The sequence below is a fragment of the Shewanella sp. MF05956 genome, from assembly GCF_059758055.1.
This window is the reverse complement of sequence record NZ_JCAYNV010000018.1, coordinates 67,212-91,987: the sequence shown is the minus strand read 5'-3', so window position 1 is coordinate 91,987 and position 24,776 is coordinate 67,212. Positions and strand designations below refer to the sequence as shown.

20 protein-coding genes and 3 pseudogenes are annotated in these 24,776 nt (G+C 43.1%); 9 read left to right on the top strand and 14 right to left on the bottom strand.

What is annotated here, in order from left to right:
- Positions 1–107 precede the first annotated feature (107 nt).
- From AC19MX_RS17945 to AC19MX_RS17935, 3 genes and pseudogenes are all read right to left on the bottom strand, one after another.
- Positions 108–791: a GAD-like domain-containing protein gene (locus AC19MX_RS17945; RefSeq protein WP_432406098.1), complete on the bottom strand. Its 684-nt coding sequence runs from the start codon at positions 789–791 to the stop codon at positions 108–110.
- Positions 792–956, bottom strand: coding sequence for a hypothetical protein (locus tag AC19MX_RS17940; RefSeq protein WP_432406101.1), 165 nt, complete (start codon positions 954–956; stop codon positions 792–794).
- A gap of 26 nt (positions 957–982) precedes the next feature.
- Positions 983–1,540: pseudogene (locus tag AC19MX_RS17935) on the bottom strand (transposase); the annotation flags it as partial.
- Between the two features lie 67 nt (positions 1,541–1,607).
- On the opposite strand from AC19MX_RS17935, the pseudogene AC19MX_RS17930 reads away from it, so the two are divergent.
- Together AC19MX_RS17930 and AC19MX_RS17925 are read left to right on the top strand one after the other, a co-directional pair.
- Positions 1,608–2,176: pseudogene (locus AC19MX_RS17930) on the top strand (IS3 family transposase); the annotation flags it as partial.
- A pseudogene (locus AC19MX_RS17925) lies at positions 2,167–2,907 on the top strand (ISAs1 family transposase); the annotation flags it as partial. The pseudogenes AC19MX_RS17930 and AC19MX_RS17925, both read left to right, overlap by 10 nt.
- A 268-nt stretch (positions 2,908–3,175) precedes the next feature.
- Here the strand turns inward: AC19MX_RS17925 and rhlP are convergent.
- Positions 3,176–4,015 carry a rhombotarget lipoprotein gene (rhlP, locus tag AC19MX_RS17920; protein ID WP_432403796.1) on the bottom strand — a complete coding sequence of 280 codons (840 nt, stop codon included), beginning with the start codon at positions 4,013–4,015 and terminating at the stop codon, positions 3,176–3,178.
- A gap of 315 nt (positions 4,016–4,330) precedes the next feature.
- Between rhlP and AC19MX_RS17915 the strand changes: the two genes are divergently transcribed.
- From AC19MX_RS17915 to AC19MX_RS17900, 4 genes are all read left to right on the top strand, one after another.
- Positions 4,331–5,404 carry an efflux RND transporter periplasmic adaptor subunit gene (locus tag AC19MX_RS17915; protein WP_432403798.1) on the top strand — a complete coding sequence of 358 codons (1,074 nt, stop codon included), beginning with the start codon at positions 4,331–4,333 and terminating at the stop codon, positions 5,402–5,404.
- Positions 5,405–5,416: 12 nt separating this feature from the next.
- A complete protein-coding gene (locus AC19MX_RS17910; RefSeq protein ID WP_432403800.1) occupies positions 5,417–8,668 on the top strand; it encodes an efflux RND transporter permease subunit in 3,252 nt (1,083 codons plus the stop codon).
- Positions 8,665–11,730, top strand: a complete 3,066-nt coding sequence (locus tag AC19MX_RS17905) for an efflux RND transporter permease subunit (RefSeq protein ID WP_432403802.1) — start codon at positions 8,665–8,667, stop codon at positions 11,728–11,730. The genes AC19MX_RS17910 and AC19MX_RS17905 overlap by 4 nt, the downstream gene beginning before the upstream one ends.
- Before the next feature lie 104 nt (positions 11,731–11,834).
- On the top strand, positions 11,835–12,725 hold the full coding sequence (locus AC19MX_RS17900; RefSeq protein ID WP_432403805.1) for an MBL fold metallo-hydrolase: 891 nt from the start codon (positions 11,835–11,837) through the stop codon (positions 12,723–12,725).
- Positions 12,726–12,883: 158 nt separating this feature from the next.
- Here AC19MX_RS17900 and AC19MX_RS17895 read toward each other — a convergent pair whose 3' ends face one another.
- From AC19MX_RS17895 to AC19MX_RS17875, 5 genes are all read right to left on the bottom strand, one after another.
- Positions 12,884–13,639, bottom strand: coding sequence for a BUD32 family EKC/KEOPS complex subunit (locus AC19MX_RS17895; RefSeq protein WP_432403807.1), 756 nt, complete (start codon positions 13,637–13,639; stop codon positions 12,884–12,886).
- 260 nt (positions 13,640–13,899) lie between these two features.
- Positions 13,900–14,076, bottom strand: coding sequence for a Trm112 family protein (locus tag AC19MX_RS17890; RefSeq protein WP_160054202.1), 177 nt, complete (start codon positions 14,074–14,076; stop codon positions 13,900–13,902).
- The gene (lpxK, locus tag AC19MX_RS17885) at positions 14,066–15,073 is read right to left on the bottom strand and encodes a tetraacyldisaccharide 4'-kinase (RefSeq protein ID WP_432403810.1); all 1,008 of its coding nucleotides are present in this window, start codon (positions 15,071–15,073) and stop codon (positions 14,066–14,068) included. Before lpxK ends, AC19MX_RS17890 begins: the two co-directional genes overlap by 11 nt.
- 12 nt (positions 15,074–15,085) lie before the next feature.
- Positions 15,086–16,897, bottom strand: a complete 1,812-nt coding sequence (msbA, locus tag AC19MX_RS17880) for a lipid A export permease/ATP-binding protein MsbA (RefSeq protein ID WP_432403812.1) — start codon at positions 16,895–16,897, stop codon at positions 15,086–15,088.
- A gap of 36 nt (positions 16,898–16,933) precedes the next feature.
- The gene (locus AC19MX_RS17875) at positions 16,934–19,294 is read right to left on the bottom strand and encodes a DNA internalization-related competence protein ComEC/Rec2 (RefSeq protein ID WP_432403969.1); all 2,361 of its coding nucleotides are present in this window, start codon (positions 19,292–19,294) and stop codon (positions 16,934–16,936) included.
- Between AC19MX_RS17875 and AC19MX_RS17870 the strand changes: the two genes are divergently transcribed.
- Both AC19MX_RS17870 and AC19MX_RS17865 read left to right on the top strand, forming a co-directional pair.
- Positions 19,242–19,379 carry a hypothetical protein gene (locus AC19MX_RS17870; RefSeq protein WP_432403978.1) on the top strand — a complete coding sequence of 46 codons (138 nt, stop codon included), beginning with the start codon at positions 19,242–19,244 and terminating at the stop codon, positions 19,377–19,379. The two genes, AC19MX_RS17875 and AC19MX_RS17870, sit on opposite strands and share 53 nt — an antisense overlap.
- A 45-nt stretch (positions 19,380–19,424) precedes the next feature.
- On the top strand, positions 19,425–19,934 hold the full coding sequence (locus AC19MX_RS17865) for a DUF2062 domain-containing protein (RefSeq protein WP_160054206.1): 510 nt from the start codon (positions 19,425–19,427) through the stop codon (positions 19,932–19,934).
- Between the two features lie 97 nt (positions 19,935–20,031).
- Here the strand turns inward: AC19MX_RS17865 and AC19MX_RS17860 are convergent, their stop codons facing one another.
- From AC19MX_RS17860 to AC19MX_RS17840, 5 genes are all read right to left on the bottom strand, one after another.
- A complete protein-coding gene (locus AC19MX_RS17860; protein WP_432403814.1) occupies positions 20,032–20,463 on the bottom strand; it encodes a MarR family winged helix-turn-helix transcriptional regulator in 432 nt (143 codons plus the stop codon).
- 92 nt (positions 20,464–20,555) lie between these two features.
- A complete protein-coding gene (locus AC19MX_RS17855; protein WP_432403816.1) occupies positions 20,556–20,795 on the bottom strand; it encodes a DUF3624 domain-containing protein in 240 nt (79 codons plus the stop codon).
- 17 nt (positions 20,796–20,812) lie between these two features.
- The gene (gene lolE / locus AC19MX_RS17850; RefSeq protein ID WP_432403818.1) at positions 20,813–22,054 is read right to left on the bottom strand and encodes a lipoprotein-releasing ABC transporter permease subunit LolE; all 1,242 of its coding nucleotides are present in this window, start codon (positions 22,052–22,054) and stop codon (positions 20,813–20,815) included.
- Positions 22,051–22,764, bottom strand: coding sequence for a lipoprotein-releasing ABC transporter ATP-binding protein LolD (gene lolD, locus AC19MX_RS17845; RefSeq protein WP_432403820.1), 714 nt, complete (start codon positions 22,762–22,764; stop codon positions 22,051–22,053). The genes lolE and lolD overlap by 4 nt, the downstream gene beginning before the upstream one ends.
- Complete coding sequence (locus tag AC19MX_RS17840) at positions 22,764–24,008, bottom strand: lipoprotein-releasing ABC transporter permease subunit (protein WP_432403822.1); 1,245 nt, start codon at positions 24,006–24,008, stop codon at positions 22,764–22,766. The genes lolD and AC19MX_RS17840 overlap by 1 nt, the downstream gene beginning before the upstream one ends.
- 157 nt (positions 24,009–24,165) lie before the next feature.
- Here AC19MX_RS17840 and AC19MX_RS17835 point away from each other — a divergent pair, with 157 nt between their 5' ends.
- Positions 24,166–24,774, top strand: coding sequence for a hypothetical protein (locus tag AC19MX_RS17835; protein ID WP_432403824.1), 609 nt, complete (start codon positions 24,166–24,168; stop codon positions 24,772–24,774).
- The last annotated feature ends 2 nt before the right edge of the window (positions 24,775–24,776 follow it).

The following is a 24,776-nucleotide window of genomic DNA, read 5'->3' as shown; positions in this document are numbered from 1 at the left end:
AATGTTATTTTTTATTCTACACTTGCTAAAATTTAACAACATAGAACTGTATGTTTATCGCACTACTTTTAATTAAACTAATTAGTGTTTAGCATTAGAAGTAATATTTATTGGTTATGTGGTAATTGGTTTGATAAAGCAACAATATCAGCCATGACACGTTTTTCACCGAGTTCAGCTAGAAAGTTAATATGTTCTAGCGCTTTCATTTTTTGTAAATTCTCTAGCTTATTAATCCCACCTAATGATAGCGCAGGCACAAAAGAATAGATTTCATCAGACTCTAGGACTCCCAGCTTTTCTAGGGCTCGATTAAATAAAGGCATTCCATCTGCTTCTTCTTCAATTGAATCTTTTGACATAACTGCAAAAAATAAGTCAATTGATCGTTCCTCGCCCAACGCCTTCAATTTATCACTATAATCAGCAGGGAGTAACATTCCATAACTTGGATTTATTTTAATGCTTTGCCCAGACGTTTTACCCCATACAAATAAGCGACCAAATGCACCTCGACCGATTACATAGTATTTATCGATACCATCTTTCTCTCGTTCTTCAAATTCTGTACCTGACAACCATACTTGTAAAACCTCATGATAATCAGCTGGATTTACAGTCCAGAAAGCTCCATTACCCCAACCACAAAATCCATATTCTTGCCAATATTCTAAAAGACGGTTCGGCAGTTTTTCCTTAAAATAATCAAGCGTTTCTTGAGTAGGATTCACTGACTTGATAGCTGGTCCAAACCCTTTAAAGTTATAAAAATTATCAAAAAACTTATTCATTTATTTACACCTATGCAAATCTACATTCATTTTTGTCTCTGGACCTAACTCTTCTAGTGCTTTTTTAGCCTTTACATCCATCATTTCAACGCGGCTTGCTAGCGATTTATTACCCAACTCATCTTTACCTTTGTTCTTCCACTGCGAGCCTATGGATTTATTAATACTAGCATCACCTCATATACTGGACCTTAAGCATTAAGGCCTGAAAAAACTCCATCTAACGTTATGTCTTTTCTAGATTTTCTTTGTTGTGACTTTTTTGCGTTTATTGTTATATAGCAGACCGCCCAGTCTATCTTTTCTGTTATTTCTGACCAAGCCCGATGACAGATACACTCAAAGATTGGCAGCAGCCAAACGTCCACATTCTTTGCCGCTTTGAACAGCGAAACTGAAGGCATGATGCGCATCGCTGTGCTGCGTCTGATGATAAGTGCCAGCAGGCTGGCCCATACTAGGCCGTCAACTATCGCTTTCTGCGCGGTGGCAAATCTCTGCCAGTTTGTATGTGATTTCAACTCTTTGAACAGCAGCTCAACCTGCCAGCGGCAGCGGTAAATCGCCATAATGTCATCGGCTGAGTAAGACTCTGCCGGTAAGTTGGTTAGCCAGATGCAAAATCGTTTTTCTTCTGCAAACCAACGCCTTATCACTCGAAATTCCTGCGTTCCCCGCTGGGCTTTTAGGTCAAGCACTTCTGAGCGATTGGTGCGACGCGTGATGTCTTTAAGTTTCACTCCGGCAAGTGTAATGGTCTAATGAAACTGTAGAGATTTATAGCTTAAAATATGCAAAATCTTAAAGGTATTTATTATGATTAGAAAAACTAAAATCACTGTCAGCCCTCTTCAAAAATTACAATATGCCAAGCTGATGGTCGAACAGGGTTACACGAACAAGCAAATTGAAGATATGTCAGGTGCAGGTAAATCTGCGGTGTCTAGATGGAAAGTGCAGTACCAGGCTGAATTAGCCGGTAAAACACCGGAAAATACCAAAGCATTAACTGAAGAACAACGAAGAATACAGCTTCTAGAAGCCCAACTAAAACAAGCCATGAGGGATAATGATATCTTAAAAAAGGCTGCAGCTTTCTTCATTCGAGACAATCAAAACTTAAAATGATGCGCGAAGTAAAGAAAGCAAACCCAGGCTTTAAAATGAGTGAATTATCCCGAGTATTCGAGATCAGTTGCAGTAGTCTCTATTACAAACCGATCCCCAAAAGCGTTGAAAAACAAGCTCAGATACAATTGATAGAGCAAACTTTCTCTGAGTCACACTCGACGTATGGTAAACGTCGAATACAGGCTGATTTATTAGATTTAAATTGTAAGGTTGGGGTTTACGCCATAGCTAGCGTAATGAAAAAATTGGGATTAATGGGAAAGTGCTTAAAGGTGCTAAAGCATCAGCCTCAAGCACTGCATTACATATGGTCACTGCATATGATACCGGCTCTAGTTTAGTCTTCAGCGCTAAATCAGGTGCAAGCAAAAAGAGTGAACTCAAACTCGTTCAAGAATTGCTGACGTGTCTTGATTTGAAGTCTGAGTTACTGACATTTGATACGCTGCATTGCCAGACACAAACACTTGATTATATTGTCAAAGAAGGTGGGCATTGTATTTTGCAAGTCAAAGGTAATCAGCCAAAGCTGTACGCAAGGTGATAAAGGCCATGGTCGAGTTGAAAAACGGATAACGTTTCAGTGTCCATTGAATTTACCCGCTGAGATAAAGATGAAATGGTCTCAATTAAAAACATTAATCGCTGTAGAGCGTCATCGAAAAGTGGGTAACAAAACCAGTATAGATACGCATTTTTATGTCAGCAGTGCAGTGCTGACATCAGAAGCCTTTGGTACAGCGATTAGGGCTCACAGGCAAACGAAAAATAATCAGCATTGGCTTTTAGATACACTATTTCAAGAAGATAAGCAGAAAATGTATGATGAGGATGGTGCCAGTATTCTGGCTATTTTAGGCGTTGGGCATTAAATCTAGTGAAGCTACATCCCGCTAAAACAAGCCAGAATCAGAAATTCAATAGGGCTTGTTGGAGTGATGATTTCAGGGAAGTAATGATTTTTGGTGCTGGTCAAAAAGTGTAATCAGCCCCTGAGTATGATCAACCCTTGATACAGAAGAACGCTAAATACCAATCGCTAGTAACATGATTTTAATTAATGTCTCCAAAACTAACGATAGTGTTTCTTGCGCACGCCATTTGCTTTCATTAAGGGTCTTATTGGCTGAAGTTATACATTGGGGAGTCAGCACGTAATTATTAAAACATTGATAAGTGTTTATCTTCTGATTGACCAAACTAAAAAAGCGCCGAAAGGCGCTTTTTTGTTATTATCGTTACCATCGATCGCTTTAATTGAGTTTACGCTTTCTGTTCAATGTCACTATCATTGCAATGAGACACATTAAAAACAGCAGTAAAGGTTCGATCGCGCCACCGCTGTAATTAGTTTTGTGTTCGACCTTAGCGATTTTCTCTTCTTTTACCCTTGTTTTAAAACGCGCTAATTCATCTTCTAAGTTTTGACTCATATCCGTCACGGCGATATTAAATCCTTCCATCGACTTTTCTGACAATGTTTCGTCTATACCGACAGCAGTAGTGCGTTTTTCGAGCTTACTTATTCCTGGTGCTCTAAAAAGCATTTTGCGGCTTTTAATATCAAACACTGCAGTATCAACAAAAGTTTGCACTGTGTTTTCATTTCCAGGAATAATGTACATTCCGACAATCGTCCAGTACAACAATGCGGCGTTATTCTCTACCGACTGAGTCACTTGATCATAAGACACTAATGCCATCACATCGACATTATATAAGCGCCCTACTTGTTCTAATGTGGTAAAGCCTTCACCACCAGCCAGATACGTGCTGGGAATAACCTCAATTCGGTCAATATAATCGTATTTTACAAACGCTGCTTTGACTTTTTCCAGTAGTTCATACTGATCTTTATTATGAATGGCATCGCTGTTCAAGCCACTTGAAGGCACAAAGGCAATCCCGACATTAACAGGTAAACTTAACACTGGGATTTCAGGACTGTGGGCGGCTTTATCTGTTTTTTCAGGATAAAGAAAATCCATTAAACTGCTTGAAACAGATTGCTTGCCCGTTTGTTGACTCATTAGCATACTGCAAGCCGATAATAGGCTGACAGATGCAGCCACTACTAACCATGTTACTCTCATTCACGTTTCCTTTTGTTGTAATTATGTCCGTGTATATACCCAATCAAATACTCGTTAATCAGTCGGTTAACGGATCTCATTAAAAGTTAATCTTTTTCACTATTGTAACATTGTCAATTTTACCAACTTACTCACAGAAAACAACTAAACCGTTGTTATATAACAGTTAACATTATTGGCACACTATGTGCTTTCTATTGGGATATCGACACGCATTAACATTCGTTACAAATGATAACGTGACGTTTACCAATAAAGGCATAGCATCATGCTTAACCGTCACTCAATTAAAAATATAACACTGGCAGGTACCCCATGGATAGGTTTAACAGCATGAAAAAAATGGCAATCCCACTACTTTGCATTGCAGCCCTTAGTGCATGCTCAGGTGAAGCAGAGCAAGCAAAAGAAGAAGAGAAATTTGCTATCCCAGTAGAAACGGCATTGGTTGAAACGGGTAACGTGTCGTCATTTTATAGCACAACCGCCACACTCGAAGCACCAGAAGAGTCGCATGTGATGAGCCGCATAGCGGGAATTGTTGAAGCGATAAATGTTGAAGAAGGCGATAGAGTCACTAAAGGACAAGTGCTTGCAGTGATTGATGCTAAGCGTCAACGTTACGATTTCAATCGCTCTGAAGCTGAAGTACAGATCATTGAGCAAGAATTAAATCGTTTAAATAAAATGATCAATAAAGAGTTTATTAGCCAGGATGCCATGGCTAAACTCGAGTTCAACTTACAGGCGGCAAAAGCACAACGCGATCTTGCTGAGCTTCAAGTCAAAGAAAGCCAAATCACCTCGCCTATCAATGGCGTTATCGCTACCCGTCACATTAAGCTCGGCAATATGGCTAAAGAGTTTCAAGAGCTGTTTTATGTCGTCAATCAAGACCAACTGCATGGAATTTTACATTTACCCGAGCAGCAACTTGCCAGCTTACGCATTGGTCAACATGCCAGCATAGTGCAGCAACATCAAAGTAATAATGACAGCAGTATCGATGCACAAGTATTGCGGATAAGTCCAATTGTTGATGCCCAAAGCGGCACCTTTAAAGTGACATTGGCGGTACCCAATCAAGATGCAACCTTAAAAGCAGGCATGTTTACTCGCGTCGAGCTTAAATACGATACCCATCAAAATGTATTAACCGTGCCATACAATGCCTTGATAAACCAAGACAATACTCAAGCCTTGTATGTGATTAACGACACTAAAGCAGAGCGCCGTGAAGTTAGCCTAGGTTACCGTGAAAACAACACCGTTGAAATTGTATCGGGCGTTAGCGCAGGCGAACAAATTGTGATCCGCGGCCAGCAAAATCTCAAAGACCAATCTCTGGTAGAAATTATCACCCCACTTAGCTTTGCAGCCATTCGATAACGGAGCAAGATCATGTCAATGATAAATACCTCAGTTAACCGTCCGGTGACTGTGTGGATGTTCATGCTTGCCGTTATGTTATTTGGTATGGTGGGATTTTCACGCCTTGCAGTAAAGTTGCTGCCCGACTTAAGCTACCCTAGCGTGACTATTCGTACCGCATATGATGGCGCTGCACCGGTCGAGATTGAACAACTGGTGTCAAAACCCATAGAAGAAGCGGTCGGTGTGGTAAAAGGTTTGCGTAAAATTAGTTCGATTTCTCGCTCTGGTATGTCTGATGTGGTGCTCGAGTTTGAATGGGGCACAAATATGGACATGGCAAGCCTAGAGGTGCGTGAAAAAATCGACACCATTGAGCTACCATTAGACATTAATAAACCGTTGTTATTGCGCTTTAACCCTAATCTTGATCCCATTATGCGCTTAGCATTTTCAGTGCCCAACGCTGATGCTGAGCAGCTTAAACAAATGCGCACCTTTGCCGATGAAGAACTTAAGCGTCGCCTTGAAGCGTTATCGGGCGTGGCCGCCGTTAGGTTATCGGGCGGACTCGAGCAAGAAGTGCATATTGAGCTAAATCAACAAAAGCTCAGTCAATTAAACCTCAATGCTGACCAAATTAAACGTCGTATTAATGAAGAAAACATCAATTTATCTGCCGGTAAAGTTATACAAGGTGACAAAGAATACCTAGTCAGAACCTTAAATCAATTCAACTCATTAGCAGAACTTGGCCAGGTCATTGTTTATCGTAACGAGCAAACCTTGGTGAGACTGTCTGACATTGCAGTCATATCAGACGCCTATAAAGAGCGTAGCGACATCACGCGTATTGGTGATATGGAGTCGATTGAGCTCGCCATTTATAAAGAAGGTGACGCAAATACGGTTGCTGTCGCTAAAAAGCTGCAAGATGAACTGGCCAAAATCAATTTAGCAGGCAATAAAAATCAATTAAAAGTCATCTACGATCAATCAGAATTTATTGAAAGCGCTGTCAATGAAGTCACCTCGGCAGCATTGTTTGGTAGCTTATTGGCCATGTTGGTTATTTATCTGTTTTTACGCGATATTATTGCCACGTTAATCATCTCCATCTCAATCCCCTTCTCGGTCATTGCCACCTTCAATATGATGTATTTTGCCGACATCAGCTTAAATATTATGTCACTTGGCGGTATTGCGCTGGCTATCGGTTTATTAGTCGATAACGCCATTGTGGTACTCGAGAATATTGATCGCTATAAATCACTCGGAATGAGCAAAGTTGATGCTGCCGTCACCGGCTGTAAAGAAGTCGCGGGGGCTATTTTTGCCTCAACATTAACTACGTTAGCGGTGTTTTTACCGTTAGTATTTGTCGACGGAATTGCCGGGGCATTATTTGCAGACCAGGCATTAACCGTCACCTTTGCGTTATTGGCTTCATTATTTGTTGCGCTAACCGCCATCCCGATGTTGGCATCTCGCCAAGGATTTACCAGCCTGCCAGAGCCGGTCGAAACGCCAAAAGTTGCCAAACCCACTAGCGTTAAAGGCAAAATTGGATATTACCTCTTGGCGATAGTAAAATTTCCATTTACATTATTATTCAGCTATTTACCCGCAGGATTACTCACCGCGATTATTGTTATCAGTCGGTTCGTCAGCAGTGTATTGGGATTAATATTAACGCCCCTTTGCGCCGCTTTTAATGCTGTTTATCGCCTTGTTGAATCATTTTATTACCGTATTTTACACCATGCGCTGCGTCATCAAGTCCTCACGGTTGTTATCGCGCTGGTAATGACCTTGGCATCGAGCAGCTTGTTGCCTAGGCTCGGTATGGAGCTTATTCCGCCCATGAACCAGGGCGAGTTCTATGTAGAAATATTATTGCCGCCCGGCACCGAAGTCAGCGAGACTGATGCGGTTTTGCAACAACTGGCCTTATCGATTAAAGACCGCGATGATGTAAAACACGCCTATAGCCAGGCTGGTAGCGGTGGTTTAATGACATCAGACACTGCACGTGGCGGTGAGAACTGGGGCCGTTTACAAGTAGTATTAGCCGACCATTTAGCCTTTAATGCGGTCAGTCAGGTGCTACGCAAAACCGCCCGTAATATTCCTGAGCTTGAAGCGCAAATAGAGCACCCTGAACTGTTTAGTTTTAAAACCCCGTTAGAAATTGAGCTTTCGGGCTATGATTTAAGTTTACTTAAGCAAAGTGCTGATCAGCTAGTGAAAGCCTTAGGTGAAAATGACCGCTTTAGCGACATCAACACCACATTGCGAGATGGCCAACCTGAAATCAGCATTCGCTTTGATCATGAACGTTTAGCGGCACTCGGTATGGATGCACCAACGGTCGCCAATCGTATCGCGCAGCGTGTTGGTGGCACTATTGCCAGTCAATTTACGGTTAGAGATCGTAAAGTCGACATTTTAGTGCGCAGCGAATTAGCGGAACGCGATCAAATAAGCGACATAGAATCATTAATTATTAACCCTAATAGCAAGCAGCCTATCCCGCTCAGTGCGATTGCCGCAGTGCATCTGCAAATTGGCCCCTCAGCCATTAACCGTATAAGCCAACAACGGGTGGCGATTGTGTCATCAAACTTAGCTTACGGGGATTTAAGTGAAGCAGTGCTTGAAGCGCAACAGATACTGGCTAAACAGCAACTGCCCAGTTCTATCCAGGCACGTTTTGGTGGCCAGAACGAAGAGATGGAACACTCATTTGACTCGCTTAAAATCGCCTTAGTGTTGGCCATCTTTCTGGTTTACTTAGTAATGGCAAGCCAGTTTGAATCACTATTGCATCCATTGTTGATTCTGATTGCGGTGCCAATGGCCGTTGCTGGCAGTATTGTCGGATTATTTATCACCGGGACACACTTAAGTGTAGTGGTGTTTATTGGGCTTATTATGCTGGCAGGGATTGTAGTGAATAATGCCATTGTATTGGTTGACCGTATTAACCAGCTGCGCCGTGAAGGCCAGGATAAAATCAGCGCCATTAATGACGCTGCGCAATCGCGTTTACGCCCGATTATGATGACAACCCTCACCACCACACTCGGGTTATTGCCCATGGCGATTGGCATGGGCGATGGCAGTGAAGTGCGTGCCCCCATGGCCATTACCGTCATCTTTGGCTTAAGCATGTCAACATTACTGACATTACTGGTTATTCCAGCGCTTTATGCCCTATTTGACCGTAAGCAATACGCGACTAATGACGCAGCGATAAATAATGCGGAGACACCAGCATGAATATCACTCAATTAGCGATAAAGCGTCCGGTCACCACCAGCATGTTTTTCTTGGCCATAATGCTCTTTGGCATGGCCGCGAGCCGCATGCTGCCGTTAGAGATGTTTCCTGGCATCGATATTCCGCAAATTATGGTTAATGTGCCTTACAAAGGCTCTAGCCCAGCTGAAGTTGAGCGTGACATCACCAAAGTGTTAGAGGAGTCGCTCGCTACCATGAGCGGCATTGAAGAAGTGCGCTCTGACTCAACCCAAGATGGCGCTTTTATTCAGCTTAATATGAAATGGGGTGAAGACGTTGCCACTAAAAGCTTAGAAGCGCGTGAAAAAATCGATTCAGTGCGTCACTTACTGCCGACCGATGTCGAGCGAGTCATGATCCAGCAGTTTTCGACGGCCGACATGCCAGTGCTGACTATCCGAATATCAAGTGAACGTGAGCTATCAAATGCTTTTGATTTACTCGATAAACAGTTACGTAAACCACTCGAGCGCGTCGATGGGGTATCTAAAGTCACCCTGTATGGTGTAGAACAAAAACAAATTGAAATTAGATTAAATGCCGACAAGCTCGCATCGTCTGAGATCAACAGCCTCGATTTACGCACCCGCTTATTATCCGAAAACTTTGTTATTAGTGCTGGAACCATTCGCACCAATTCACAGGTGTATCAGGTGACGCCAAAAGGAGAATTTACCAGCCTAGACGACATCAATGCGCTGGTGATTGTACCTGGCGTTCATTTACAAGACATCGCAACGGTCAGTTACGCTTTACCAGAGAAAGTAGAAGGCCGCCATTTAGATCAAAAGTATGCGGTGGGGATTGATGTATTTAAAGAGTCCGGTGCTAACTTGGTTGAAGTGTCTGATCGGGTACTTAAGGTCATCGAACAGGTTAAACAAGACCAGCAATTTAATGGCATTAAACTGTTTATCATGGAAGACCAGGCTTACGGCGTTAAATCATCTCTTAAGGATTTATTGCTGTCTGGTTTAATGGGCGCTGTATTATCATTTGGGGTGTTGTATTTGTTTTTACGCAATCTCAAAATGACTTTAGTCGTGGTGTCATCTGTGCCGATTTCGTTATGCATGACCCTGGCCGGAATGTATTTTTTAGGCTACAGCCTGAATATCTTATCCATGATGGGCCTGTTATTAGCCGTCGGTATGCTGATTGATAATGCCGTGGTAGTCACTGAAAGTGTGCTGCAAGAAAAGCAAGCCGCACATATCGATGATACCTGCCAAATAAAAGCCAATCAGCTGGCAGTATTAACAGGCGTTGAAAAAGTCTCACTGGCGATATTGGCGGGCACACTCACTACTGCAATCGTATTTTTACCCAATATTTTTGGCGTTAAAGTCCAGCTGACCATCTTTTTAGAACACGTCGCCGTGGCTATTTGTATCTCGTTAGCGGCCTCTTTATTAGTGGCTAAAACGCTTATTCCACTGATGCTTAATCGTTTTCACTTTGAGGTAGAACCCGTTAATGACCACAACCGTTTAGGGCTGTTTTATCAACGCAGCTTAACCTGGATATTAACCCGCCCTAAACGTTCTGGAGTGATTGCTATCGCGCTACTCGTATCAACTGCCCTACCATTAAGTTTAGTGCAACAAGACCAAGGTGATGGCGAAGGCAATGACCGCTTATACATTAACTATCAATTAGAAGGTCGGCATAATTTGGCTGTGACCGAAGCGATGATTAATCGCATGGAGGATTACCTCTACAGCAACAAAGACACCTTTTATATCGACGCGGTATACAGTTATTACGCGCCACAAGATGCGCAATCAACCATTTTGCTAAAAAAAGATATTCCTATTGAAATGAGCGAGTTGAAAAAGATGATCCGCGAAGGGTTCCCTAAATTCTCTATTGCCACACCTCAGTTTGGATGGGGCAATGAAAATAGCGGAATACGGGTCACATTAACAGGTCGCTCTACCACCGAGCTCATTCGCCTCAGTGAACAAGTCTTGCCGTTATTGAGTAACATTGAAGGTCTTGTTGATGTGCGCTCAGAAGTCAACGGCGCCCAACAGGAAGTGGTTGTGGTGATTGATCGTGAAATGGCTGCAAGGCTTGATCTGACCTTAAGCGATATCGCCTCTAACATTGCTATCGCCCTTAGAGGGTCACCTTTACGTTCATTTAGGCATGATCCAAGCGGTGAGCTTCGTATTGAGCTGGCTTATGATAAAAGCTGGCAAAACTCGCTTGAAAAACTCAAACAATTGCCGATTATTCGCCAGGGTGACCGTGTTTACACGCTCGACAGTTTAGCCACAGCCACGGTAGTGCCACGCTTTGACACCATTAAACACTTTAATCGCCAAACTGCGTTGTCGATTGGCGCAAACCTAGATGACTTCACCACAGAAGAAGCACAAGAGAAAATCACCCAAGTCATGGATTCGGTGAATTTTCCTTACGGATATGGCTACTCGCTACGTGGTGGTTTTGAACGTCAAGATGAAGACCAATCTATCATGGCAGTGAACATGATTTTAGCTATCGCGATGATTTATATCGTCATGGCAGCATTGTTTGAATCATTATTGCTACCCACCGCCATTATCACCTCGATAATGTTTTCCATTACTGGGGTATTTTGGGCTTTGTGGTTAACGGGCACACCCATGTCGGTCATGGCCATGATTGGTATCTTGATTTTAATGGGTATTGTGGTCAATAACGGTATTGTATTGGTGGATCAAATTAATCAAATGACACCGGATTTAGATAAACTGAGCGATACCATTATTAGCGTGTGTATTACCCGTTTACGTCCGGTATTAATGACGGTAGCCACAACCGTGCTCGGCTTAGTACCATTAGCCATGGGCGACACCCAAATCGGTGGCGGCGGCCCACCCTATTCACCAATGGCCATTGCCATTATCGGCGGACTCACCTTCTCCACTGTCACCAGCTTGTATTTAGTGCCTTTGTGTTATCAAGCACTATACTTAGTTCGCCATAAGTCTGCGATTCGATTGGGTTTAGCCAACAATTTTGCTCAAAAGCTGTTACCTTGGACCCGATAAGATATTTAATAACAAGTTTGTAACCTAAAAGTGATCAAACAGGCCAGAGCATCAGTATTAATGTAGTTGATTACCAGTTATCCAGCACAAATAAAGGGACAAAAATGAAACAGAGATTTCAAACAAAGATGATTAAACTTAGCACATTGGCCTTATTGGCGATCAGTAGCAGTGCAATAGCCGATGACAGCATGAGCGATGTCAACATCACCTCAAAAAAGCTCAATGACAATACCTATATGTTTATGGGTGCTGGCGGCAACATTGGCGTATCAGCGGGTAGCGACGGTATTTTGATTATTGATGATCAGTTCGCGCCATTAGCCGATAAAATATCAGCCTCATTAAATGAGATACAAGCTGGAGTGCCTAAATACATTGTTAATACTCATTACCATGGCGATCATACCGGTGGTAATGCACACTTTGGTGCCACGGGTACCATTTTAGCCCACCACAATGTATTAAAACGATTAAGTGAAGACAGCAAAACCCCAAAATCAGCCTTACCGGTCATTACCTTTGCTGAAAACATCTCGATTCATTTTAATCAAGATACCCTAGAAGTGATCCACCTGGGTCCAGGCCATACCGATGGTGACAGTGTCGTCATGTGGCAAAAAGCCAACATTATCCACATGGGCGACTTGTATTTTAAAGACCGCTTTCCTTACATAGACCTAAAAGGTGGCGGTTCCGTAATAGGGTATCGTGACAATGTCAGCGCAATTTTAGACAAACTCGATAATAAGGTGCAGGTGATCCCAGGCCATGGTGAACTAGCAACCCGTAACGAATTATTGAAATTTAAGCATATGCTTGATGATTGTATTAATTGGATGCGCGGCGAAATTGAAATGGGTCACGACCTGGCTAAAATCAAACAACAAGGCGTACCCAAAGAGTATAAAAATTGGGGATGGCAGTTTATCTCAGCAGAAAAATGGATAGACACCTTGTATGAAGATCTCAGCCCAAAAGCTGACGTGCAATAACTGACGATCTATCTGTGACTTACAATTAATGACAGTCAATTAATCAATGGCACTGAATAACTAGCGTTAAAAAAGCTTACTGATCAATAACACTAAGCAACAACAGTACATACCCAAACTGAATCTCAATAGCGGTATAAAACAAAAAAGCTTGCCCATCAGCAAGCTTTTTTTGTTTTAGTCTCGCACGGCAATCTATCTTGTTGCCTAAAATGCCAAAGTACCCAATACACGGGTTTTAAATCTTTGCCACCAGCATAACGAAATGGCCAAGCAAAATAATACAACCATTGCCAAGACGCTAAAAATTGTTGTGCTTTTTGCCATATTAATTCGCCACCCGCGGCACGATAAGCGTCAATAGCGTGAGAAATCAACGCATTTCGAGGACCAATATAACGATACAAGCTGTGAATAAACACCAGCAAATCTCTCACTTGTTGCGATACTATCGATTTGTCCTGTTGATGCGCTTCAAAATCAATGAACTTGACCTCGCCATCTTGCCAACTGATGTCACGCAGAGCTGGACGACCGTGTGAAAAATGCATAGCGTGCAACCTTGCCAAGGCAATCGCGACATCATTAAGAATAATGGGCAAGAGCGCTGCTTTATCATGGGCAAGCAAATCTTTAATCGTTGCGCCCGCATCTTCAATCACCATATAACCATCACCGACTTCAACCACCGCTGGCACTGGTGCGCCATGCTTAGCCAACTCAGTGAGTACGTTTATTTCTTTGTGTAATGCGAGTGTTGAATTTTGTTTAAGCAAACGCATCGCGCCTGCCAGTTTCTCCACTTGCTTAAGCCAATAACGTTTGCCTTCAAACTCAAACGAGACCACTCGCTCACCGCGATGTTCACGAATGACTTCAGCAACTAATTGTTGAAAACCTTCATGTTCAGCCATAAGACTACCTAGTCAAAAACACGTGTATTACTGATAGGTAAATTATCTGCCTCACTGATAATAAGTTCAATTAAACCAATGGTTTTTCTTGTTATTAGATATGCTTTTAGCGTTTTAGCTTCACTTTCCTTATAGCGTGTTAACATTCTAAATACACCGATAACATCCGTTGTCGAATTCAGTCAAGTTTGAAACACGGGCATAAAAAAACGCCCCGAAGGACGTTTAAAGCACCATATCACGGTTTACGTGTTTACGGTTTATTCAGCAACCCAAGGTGTCGCACGGTTTTCTAATAGCACCGGGATACCTTCTGTAATAGGGTAAGCTAACTTATCAAACTTACAGATCAATTGTTGTGCTGTTTTGTCGTATTCCAACTTACCTTTACATACTGGGCAAGCCACAATTTCGAGTAGTTTTTTATCAAATGCCATGAGACAGTCCTTTTTTAGTTTGAGCCACTTGCTGTAATTGGCTCAACAATGCGTGATCAAATTCTGGGGTAAGTTTCGCATTTACCGGTAAATACCACCAGTGACTTTCAGCAAAATCGCGACATTTAACCGCATCTTTTTCAGTCATCACTAATGGGTGTTCGCGCGACAAGGTATGTAACTCTGTCGCCGAAAAAGCTTGATGGTCGGTAAACTCAACGGTTTTGGCTAGGTTATAGCCTAATTGTGTCAGTGTATTAAAAAAACGTTGTGGATTACCAATAGCCGCCATGGCAACCACGTCTTGCGATATGGACAGTGGCACACTATCGGGTTGACTCACTTGAATAAGCGGTGCTGGCGTTAAACTCATTAACACTTCATTTTGTTGTACTGGGCCGCCATTGTTGATCACAAAATCAACACTGTTTAAACGCCAAAGCCCTTCGCGTAGCGGGCCTGCTGGGATAAGACATTGATTACCATATCGACGTTCACCATCGACTAAGGCGATTTCAATATCTCGTGCTAACGCATAATGTTGCAAGCCGTCGTCACTAATAATCACATCTACATCATTATTGGCTAACAACATATTGGCAGCATCGACACGTTTCGCGCCCACTACCATAGGCACCTGAGTTCGAGCGACTATCATGGCCGGTTCATCACCCACCTCAGTGGCTTTAGCCCCCGCATTAACCGCTAAGCAACCTGGTATTTCTACGCCATATCCACGGCTAATCACGCCTGGGGTGTAGCCTTGCTTACGCAGCAATTCAATCAAGTAGATCACGGTAGGTGTTTTACCACTGCCACCAGCGGTGATATTGCCCACCACAATGACAGGCACAGGTAATGTGGTAGCGTGCTGAATACCCAGACTGAACAAAGTTCGTCTTAACATGGATATCACACCAAACAACCAGGACAGTGGCAAGAATAACCATTTAGCCCAATGATTGTGGTACCAGATACGATGGATTAATTGCTGCATTCCACCGAACCCTTACTGACTAAACTGCATCTTGTATAAATTCGCGTAAATACCCGCATGGGATATCAGCTCACTGTGATTACCGCGCTCCACAATTTGCCCTTGATCAATGACCAAAATCTCATCGGCACTTTCAATCGTCGATAAACGGTGGGCAATGACAATTGAAGTACGATTGTGACGCAAATTATCTAAGCCTTTTTGGATGGCTTTTTCAGATTCGGTGTCTAACGCTGAGGTTGCTTCATCTAAAATCAGCACTGGCGCGTCACGAAGCATGGCTCGAGCAATGGCGATACGTTGACGTTGACCACCAGATAATAGCACGCCATTTTCGCCTACTTGTGTATCCAGCCCATCCGGTAAAGTGCTAATGAACTCCATGGCATAAGCAAGCTCAGCTGCGCGTTCGATTTGTTCGCGCGTCACTTCACCTGGGTAGGCGTAAGCAATATTGTTCGCAATGGTGTCATTAAATAACGTCACTTGCTGCGACACAAGTGCCACTTGGTTACGCAAAGACTTGAGCTGATAGTCATAAATGCTGGTGTCATCGAGGGTGATATCACCCTCACTCAAGCCACCATAAAAACGGGTGATCAAACTGGCAATGGTAGATTTACCAGAGCCAGAACGGCCAACTAACGCCACTGTTTTACCTGGCTGAACTTCAAAGCTAATCCCATTAAGTGCCGGTTTTGCTTGTTCTGGATAAGCAAAAGTCACATTGTCAAAACGCAACTTCCCTTTAACTCGCTCAATAGAAAACGGGCCATTATCGGGTTCAGGCGCGGTGTCTAATAATTCAAATACTGTGGTACACGCGGCAATACCGCGCTGAAACTCAGCATTAACACGGGTTAAGTTTTTAATCGGCTGTAACATAGCAAGCATGGCACCTAAAATAGCCGCAAACGTACCTGCGGTTAAATCAGTTTTCATGCTGTCCCATGTGGCGGCATACAATACAAATGCCAGTGCAAACGACCCTATCACCATAATCAATGGCTGACTCACCGCCTGAGCGACGGCGAGTTTCATATTTTGATAACGGTTACGATCATTCACCTGAAAAAAACGGTCTACTTCTGTTTTCTGACCACCGAACACCAACACGTTTTTATGGCCTTTAATCATTTGCTCAGTGGTTGCGGTAACACCGCCCATCGCTGATTGAATTTGCTTAGAGACTTTACGAAAGCGGCGACTAACCACGCTTATCACGATACCGATAATGGGTCCTATCACTAAAATACACAGTGACAGTTTCCACGAGTAATAAAACATAATCGCCAGCATACCCACTGCAGTCATGCTGTCGCGCACGATAGAAATAAGCGCGCTGCCAGATGCTCTAGCTATTTGTTCTGTATCAAAGGTCACGCGAGAGATTAAATTACCACTATTTTCACGGTCAATGTAACTTACTGGTAACCGTAAATAATGCTCAAACACTTGCTGACGCATATCCATAATCAGTTGTGCACTGATAAATGACACACAATAGGTAGACACAAAGTTAGCCACCCCGCGCAACGTGAACATTAAAATCACCACAATCGGCGCCATAAACATAATGTCGTTATCGGCATTAAACCCACCGTGCGTAGGCACATCGACCCCAGCTACGACAGTTGGCGTTTGGCTAAAACCTTCGTCAATAAACGGTTTAATAAAGGCAATAAAAGCGGCGTCGACTGCACCATAGGTGAGGAGCGCAAGCACGGCCATAATAAACATGGTTTTCATTGGCGCGACATAAGTCATTAGGCGCTTAAAAACGATCCACATTTCATTTTTTTCATTAGAAGTTGATGCTGACATTGAATCCAATACTTAACTAGCAAACATAAGTATATTCTACTCTGCTTTAAGTGACTCACCAAATTTAAACAAATGGTTATACCAAAATGGCGCTAAATGTTGTCGATAAGTGGCTATTCTGTAGTCATTTTTTGTAAACGTGATACTAATTTGACCTTCGTGTCCGGTTTGTAATGTGCGGATATGCCGCTGTTGATAGCGCGCCATAACATCATTTTTAGGAAAGCCATATTGATTAGCAAAGCCTGCCGTCACAATTGCAAGATCAGGGCGAACCGCATCAATAAAGGCGGGAGTAGAAGATGTTCGGCTACCATGATGAGGAACCAGTAAAATATCGGCTTCAACATCCGTTTGAGTTTGCAGTAACGATTGCTCGCGTGGAGATTCTATATCCCCAGTAAATAAAACACGTGTATTGCCATCGGTCACACTCATCACGCAAGAGTTATTATTATCATTGCCATTAAGCAATTGATTATCTATAAAATGCACATCCAAACCGTGCCAAACCAGATTATCACGACACCGTTGGCTCAACGGTTTATTGGTGTGCCCTGCTAAGTCAAAATCAGCAATCAATTGGCTGGCAGGAAATGCATTGGATAATACCCTTAATCCGCCGACATGATCGTTATCATCATGACTAACAATAATGTAATCAATATCCGTGATACCTCTAGAAGTCAAAAAGGGCAGTATCGCTCTATCAGCATAACTAAACTCACCAAAAGCGGCACCAGCATCGTAAATAAAACCATGCTTGCCCTGCTGCAACACAATCGCCATGCCTTGGGCGACATCTAACACATGCATTTGCCACACATCATTAAACTGATGATGGGGCTCATCACGCCGTTGTAACGAGCTCAGTAAGTGAACCCCTACAGGCAGGCACATTATCATTAAGCAATAACGAATAAGGCGTTTATCAACACCAATATGAGGCCGCAGATAGACCAATGTCAGGCCTATCAACATAAACAACACCGCAGCAAGCACCTGCTCTGTAATAGGCAACAGTGCTAAAGGTAAATGGTCGCTAAACTGCAATAGTTCAACAAACGGCACTAAGCTGACATCTGCCAACCTGAGTATTGTTGTGCCTATATTCTCAATCACGTGTTGTTCAACACCGAGACTAGTTAACAAGGTCGAACTCAATAACCACAAGCAAAAGCTCAACATGGTCAATGGAATAACCACCACACTAAACCAGGGGACAAACAATAAATTTAACCAAATGCTGTGCGGCGTCACCATCCCAAATAAAATGGCCTGCAATCCACCTAATCCCAATGCTAAACGCCATTGGATAGACCACAGCGTCTTAACCGCATTCAACAAGTAACCCCCTACTTCACGGCACTTGATGAATAGCCGTTGCCAGATATTGATCACAGTAACTTCTGCGCGTATTGAAGCTGATGGCGCTGTGGACGATTGCGGTTTTACGGCAAGTAAAATAATAGCGAGTGCTAAAAATGATAACCACAGACCAGCTCCTAAGGTGGCAACGGGATCTAACAGTAATACAAAAAATAGCGCGTATAGCAATCGGTCCCAACTGTGGCTAAATTGCTTAATGACACTAAAGACAACTAACAATAACATCATCAATAACGCACGTTGAGTTGCAATGCCAAACCCCGATAAGTAGCCATAACCCAAGGTAATCAGCGCTGCTGCGAGCATAATAACTTGCACTTTCCCACCATGTTGCGACGCAGGCAATACAGCGGAACAGAACAGCAATACACCATAAAACAGGCCAAAGACCACAGATAAATGCAAGCCAGATATCGCCACCAAATGCCCTGCACCTGTTTGCCTAAGTTGTTGCCATCGAGTTTCATCGAGCGCACGTTTATCGCCAAATATGAGGGCTTGTAAAATATCACCTTGGGATAAGCCCTGTAGGATAGGCAGTGTCCTATCCATAATATATTGTCTAACCGATGTATCACTGCTGATTAATGCAGCCTGCTTAACCCGTCCCTTTGCCACAATATGCTGACTAATGAAGTGCTTTTGCTGGTTAAACCCTCCTTGGTTTTGAATACTGCTGATCCCTTTCATTCGAGCACTAAATTGCCAAATTTGCCCAGGCTCAACTTTCGCTGGCTTTTGCCAAGTTAATCGGTAATATCGCTGCACATTAGAGAACGCTATGGCTTCAAATAACGATCGGTCTTGTCGTGGTGGCATAACCCGCACATCGAAACTTATCCAGTCGCTGTTTTGACTAACAAGTGTTACTATCTGCGCCGTAAATTGAATTTGTTGGGGTTTTTCAGCATTTTGGTGCAAATAAAGACATTGAAAAAACGCACTGAGCCACAGAATGGCGAAAAAGCATCCTGCTAAAAAGGACGCTTTTTTAAGGCAGAACAACACCAGTAAGCACAAGATAGGCAAACACCAGATGGGTGCCAGCGATGGCCATAACATCGCTGATAAAGAACAGGCACAAAAGCCATAGATAAATCGATTCATAGTGAATGAGTTAAGACATTAATCGACGAATATGCCAAAAAAATTAATACAAAGGTTTATGCCAAAACCAGAAACACTCCGTGAACATAAGTATTTACGGATGTTTGGCAAATTATTACACAAGCCAAATTTATGGGCTCTAAACCGAAAATCAGCACCTGGTGCGTTTGCTGTAGGCTTGTTTGTGGCTTGGATCCCCATGCCATTTCAAATGGTCGTGGCAGCCGGTTTTGCCATTTTATTTAATGTTAACTTACCCGTCGCAGTTGCTCTTGTGTGGATCACGAACCCATTAACTATGCCCATTATGTTTTATGGCGCGTATTTGTTAGGGACTAAAATCCTTGGCCATAAAGCACAAGCATTTCAATTTGAAGCCACATGGGCGTGGATTGAAGCCTCAGTGTCGACTATCGGTCCACCTTTTTTGGTTGGCTGCTTAGCATTAGCCATTATTTCTGCGCTGATCGGTTTTGTGGTGATAAAAAGCATGTGGCGTTATTCAATTTTGTTTAAATGGCAAAAGCGTAAAGGCGAGTAATACGGATCTGTGACACAAGCTCAGTAGATCAAAAAAGGCCACAATGAATATTGTGGCCTTTTGTTTTGTAAATGGGTTATCCGCGGTTGCAGAGATGTCAGTCTTGATGATTTAAATTATGCGCCATTTGTTTTGCTAACCGCGCAAAATCAGCAATTTCTTGTTCGGTTAAGCCTGTTTTCATTATCTCATTAACACGATCCTCGGTAACCGTTAACCGTTTCACCACTTCGCTTCCACTTGGGCTGATGCCTAAAAAATAGCTGCGTTTATCTGTCGGATTGTCTAACTTAAACACATAATCCAAGCTGATTAATTCTTTAATCAGTCTCGCCAACTGAGCTTTATCGAGTAGGGTTTTCTGAACAATATCGTTAGCAGTCACCTGCTTATTGTTAAACGATATTATTTTAAGCACCCGCATATGTAGCGGTGTGATGCCTAAATCATTACTATCCATTGCCTGGCGTAACGAACGCTTCATGCTGTGTAATAAATTAAACAGCGGCTCTTTTATATTCTCAGACACAAGCCATCCTCAGTGTTAACTTACTCATACAATGATAGAGAAACGGTTATTCATTATTAGTAACATGATCGAGTGCGCTCAAGGCTAGTCACTCACTCATTAAACATTATACGGCGATAAAGCCAAACCAATAAATGCAAAACCAACAACCCACTAAAACTAATGGCAAAAAATAAGAGTGCTATAGATTCAACGGTTTTAGGCGTATCAATAAAGTAATACCACCACATTGGCCAGGTCAGTAAGCTCAATACCGTGAGTTGCAGCATACAGCGCTTACAGCGGCCAATCTTTTGTTTAAATATTGAGTCAGTACATTGATTACATGCCATCAAACTACCTGCACACCTTAACGACCCGCTAATGCCGTTGCAGGAGCAATCTTAGTTGCTTTCCAGGCTGGGTAAATCGTGGCGAGCAAACTCATTACCAAGCCCATTATGATGACAACAACCACATCTTGGCTATGTAATTCAGACGGTAAAAAGTCAATAAAATAGATATCAGATGCCAACAACTGAAAGCCAAAAAGCTGTTCAAGCCCCTGAGCAATAGCACTTAAGTTATACGCAAAAATCACCCCTAAGATGCCACCAATCGTGCAACCCATGATGCCATTTAACGCCCCTTGCAGCATAAAAATGGTCATTATCGCACCGCGACTGATACCCATAGTCATTAAAATAGCAATTTCTGAGGCTTTGTCGCGCACGGCCATCACCAATGTCGAGACAATATTAAAACATGCCACTGCAATCACCAGCGCCAAGACTAAATACATCACTAAGCGCACTAATTGAATATCTTGATAAACGTGCCCTTGCGAGCGGGTCCAATCATTAATGTATAAATATTGCTCCTGAGCAAAGCCTAAATCACGTGTGACTGAAGCGGCATTCAGCACATTAGCGACTTGTATACGCACCCCACTAACACCAGTACCTAACCCTAAAACTTCGGCTAAATATTCAATGGGCACAAAAGCTTGGGTTGATTCAATTTCGCCGCCCACATTGTAAACACCCGATACCACAAAACGATGGCTTTTGGCCGAGGTCAATTGGCTATTATTGGCATCAGGGGTGAACATCGCGACGGTATCGCCGACTTTGAGCTGTAGCTTATCGAGTAAACTGCGTCCTAAAACGATATTATTTTGATTACCTTGCAAAGATTGCCACGCTGCAGCAGACATATATTGATTAATAGTCGACACATCAGCTTCGTGATTAATATCAATCCCGCTGACCACAAGGCCTTGAAAGCCTCCCGGTTTTTGCACTAAACCTTGCAAGCGAATAAACGGCGCCACACCGGTAATTTGTGTTAAGTGTTGCGCACTGTCTGCAATCACTTTCCAATCGGCTATCGGCTCATTAACACCCACTAGCTCACCATGAGACGCTACGCCCAATAACCGTTGTTGTAACTCTTTTTCAAAGCCGTTCATGGTCGACAGCAATAAAATCAACACGCCCACACCCAATGCGATACCCGCCGTTGAGGCAAACGAAATAAACCCAATAAAGCTATTGGATTGTTTAGCACGAAAAAAGCGCCAACCTATTGTTAACGGTAACCACTTACTCATTCGGCTTGCCCTGTTGTGTTAGCTACGGTTTGTAACACACCATCTTTCATGGTTAATTGACGGTCCATTTTAGCGGCGAGTTTATGGTCGTGCGTCACCACAACAAATGCGGTATCAAACTGCTGAGCCAATTCACGGATCATCGCATAGACATTATCGGCACTGCTGGCATCAAGGTTACCAGTGGGTTCATCGGCCAGTACCAATTTAGGTTTGTTAATTAACGCCCGAGCAATCGCTACTCGTTGACGCTCGCCACCTGATAATTGCGCCGGAATATGGTTTAGACGATGCCCAAGCCCCACACGCTCAAGTAATTTTTGCGCATCGGCTAAGGTTTGCTTTTTATCTCTGCCTTGAATAAATGCCGGCATTGCCACGTTTTCTAATGCGGTAAACTCGGGCAACAAATGATGAAACTGGTAAATAAAGCCTAAATCTTGATTACGCACCTGAGCTTGTCTCATGGCAGACATGCTATACAAGTCTTCGCCGTCAAGCAGCACAGAGCCCGCTGTCGGGGTGTCTAAGGTGCCCATTATGTGCAACAAGGTACTTTTACCTGAGCCAGAACTCCCCACAATGGCTAATTGCTCGCCTTTATAAACCGTTAAGTCAACGCCAGACAACACATGAGTCGTGACTTCGCCATCATGGTATTGCTTACTAACGTGGTTAACTTGTAATAACGCTGTGTGTGTTTGACTCATTATTCGTATCTCAAAGCAGAAGCGGGTTGAACCCTTGCAGCCGACAGCGCAGGGTAAAGAGTGGCAAGTAAGGTAATTAATAGCGAGCCAACAATGATGAAACTCAATTGGGTGACTGACAAGGCAACCGGCAAGGTTTGCCCTGCCCCTAAAATGGCAATGCCGAGCGCCGACAATATACTGTTTAAATTAAGGGTTAAGCCTATGCCGACTATCGTGCCTAAAACTAAACCCAGTAATGCATTTAACAGGCCTTGCACAATAAAGATAGCCATCACAGATGATGTGGTCACGCCCTGGGTTTTAAGCACGGCAACGTCAGTGGTTTTATCCACCACCATCATCACGAGTGCCGACACCATGTTAAATGCGGCAACGGCCACAATTAAACTCAGCATTAACGACATCATGTTCTTTTCCATCTTCACAGCAGAAAATAAATGACCATAGTCTTGACGCCAATCACTGGTTTTAATCTCAACGCCTTGCTTGGCAAAGGCATTCACCATTTTTGAGGCCATTTGCGGAGCCGTAAAAGGGTCGGACAAATACACCCGTAACTCATTTATTTGTTGGCTGTTTTGACGCATCAACTTGCGCGCATCTTGATAATGCACATACGCCACACTGCCATCAACCTGTGAGCCCATTTCAAATACGCCCGCCACAGTAAATTTACGCTGGCTCGGCACCGGGCCCATAGGGGAATACACCACACCATCGCCACTGAGCAATCGAATTCTATCGCCGGTATTCACATCAAGCTTTCGCGCTAACTCGCTGCCAAGGACAATATGGTAATCACCCGCAGTAAGTTGCTCAAAGGCATTTGAATAGGTATGCGAGGCAATGCTCGACAATGTTTGCTCAAGCTGTGGATACACGCCATACACTTGTACCGCACTGATGTTTTTGCTCGATTGGATCATCGCCTGTGTGGTCGTGCTTGGCACCATGCCTCGGATGCTAGAGCTTAATCCATCTTCAGCCAACACACGCTGGCTCAGCGGCTGCCAATCAGTAAAGCCTGGCTCGCTGATTAAGGTTAATTGCGGCACAGCACCCAGGATACGGTTTTTTAATTGGCCTTCGAGGCCATTCATTACCGAGCTGACCACAATTAATGCTGCTACACCCAAAAAAATACCCGAAACAGCAAAAAAGGTAATAAATGAGGCAAAAGCATTGGCTTTTCGGGCACGCCAGTAACGGTAGCCGATAAAAAACGAAAATCCGAAATTCATAAAAAAATACTAATCCTATGCGCTAATCACAGCGTATTAGTCTGACAATCAAGCTAATTTAGAAGATGAAAACAACAAGCCATTGTGTATGACTTGCTAAATCATTAAGTTGGGCACGATAATAGGGCTATTAGTGCGATAAATAAAGAGGCAAACCTTGATACCTGACAGCAATTCTTATTTTAGTGTGCCTCATAACTTTAACGCTTACTTGTCGCCGTGGGATGCAAGCCAAGGTTTACCAAGTGAAGATGAGCTAAAAGACATGCAATCGGTGGGCTTAAGGTTATTGACTGAAGTCAAAACCCTCGAAGCCAGTTGCCTTTTACAATTACGTAATTTAGATAATGACGCCAAAGCGGTAGTGGATTTTTTAAAGTTGCAATCTCGCAAGGTCGATTTAGTATTGCAACATGTCCTTGAAAAAGAAGTGCAAGAAGGTCAGCACGTTAAAGGTAATCAATTCGGCGGTAGTGGCATCAGCATCACCAGTACGTTTGCACTAAACGTGGGAGATTATTATAAAACCCATATTTATTTGCACACAGAAGTGGTCGCCTTATTATGCATTTGCCAGGTCACACAGTGTTCGCCTATTAACCAAGATGACCGAGAAGATCAAGACAGCACACCACAATGGCATGCTGAACTTGAGTTTAGTCAAATTCTTGAAGATGATATTGAACAACTTGTTAAAGCCAGCTTAGGCGTGCAACAAAAAATGCTTAAAAAACGTAAACAGAATATTGATAAGCAACGACGCTAACA

Bases quoted from the DNA above. Each gene is read 5' to 3' on its own strand.
- AC19MX_RS17945 (WP_432406098.1), bottom strand. From the start codon at position 791: ATGAATAAGTTTTTTGATAATTTTTATAACTTTAAAGGGTTTGGACCA.
- rhlP (WP_432403796.1), bottom strand. From the start codon at position 4,015: ATGAGAGTAACATGGTTAGTAGTGGCTGCATCTGTCAGCCTATTATCG.
- AC19MX_RS17915 (WP_432403798.1), top strand. From the start codon at position 4,331: ATGGATAGGTTTAACAGCATGAAAAAAATGGCAATCCCACTACTTTGC.
- AC19MX_RS17910 (WP_432403800.1), top strand. From the start codon at position 5,417: ATGTCAATGATAAATACCTCAGTTAACCGTCCGGTGACTGTGTGGATG.
- AC19MX_RS17905 (WP_432403802.1), top strand. From the start codon at position 8,665: ATGAATATCACTCAATTAGCGATAAAGCGTCCGGTCACCACCAGCATG.
- AC19MX_RS17900 (WP_432403805.1), top strand. From the start codon at position 11,835: ATGAAACAGAGATTTCAAACAAAGATGATTAAACTTAGCACATTGGCC.
- AC19MX_RS17895 (WP_432403807.1), bottom strand. From the start codon at position 13,639: ATGGCTGAACATGAAGGTTTTCAACAATTAGTTGCTGAAGTCATTCGT.
- AC19MX_RS17890 (WP_160054202.1), bottom strand. From the start codon at position 14,076: ATGGCATTTGATAAAAAACTACTCGAAATTGTGGCTTGCCCAGTATGT.
- lpxK (WP_432403810.1), bottom strand. From the start codon at position 15,073: ATGCAGCAATTAATCCATCGTATCTGGTACCACAATCATTGGGCTAAA.
- msbA (WP_432403812.1), bottom strand. From the start codon at position 16,897: ATGTCAGCATCAACTTCTAATGAAAAAAATGAAATGTGGATCGTTTTT.
- AC19MX_RS17870 (WP_432403978.1), top strand. From the start codon at position 19,242: ATGGCGAAAAAGCATCCTGCTAAAAAGGACGCTTTTTTAAGGCAGAAC.
- AC19MX_RS17865 (WP_160054206.1), top strand. From the start codon at position 19,425: ATGCCAAAAAAATTAATACAAAGGTTTATGCCAAAACCAGAAACACTC.
- AC19MX_RS17855 (WP_432403816.1), bottom strand. From the start codon at position 20,795: ATGGCATGTAATCAATGTACTGACTCAATATTTAAACAAAAGATTGGC.
- lolE (WP_432403818.1), bottom strand. From the start codon at position 22,054: ATGAGTAAGTGGTTACCGTTAACAATAGGTTGGCGCTTTTTTCGTGCT.
- lolD (WP_432403820.1), bottom strand. From the start codon at position 22,764: ATGAGTCAAACACACACAGCGTTATTACAAGTTAACCACGTTAGTAAG.
- AC19MX_RS17840 (WP_432403822.1), bottom strand. From the start codon at position 24,008: ATGAATTTCGGATTTTCGTTTTTTATCGGCTACCGTTACTGGCGTGCC.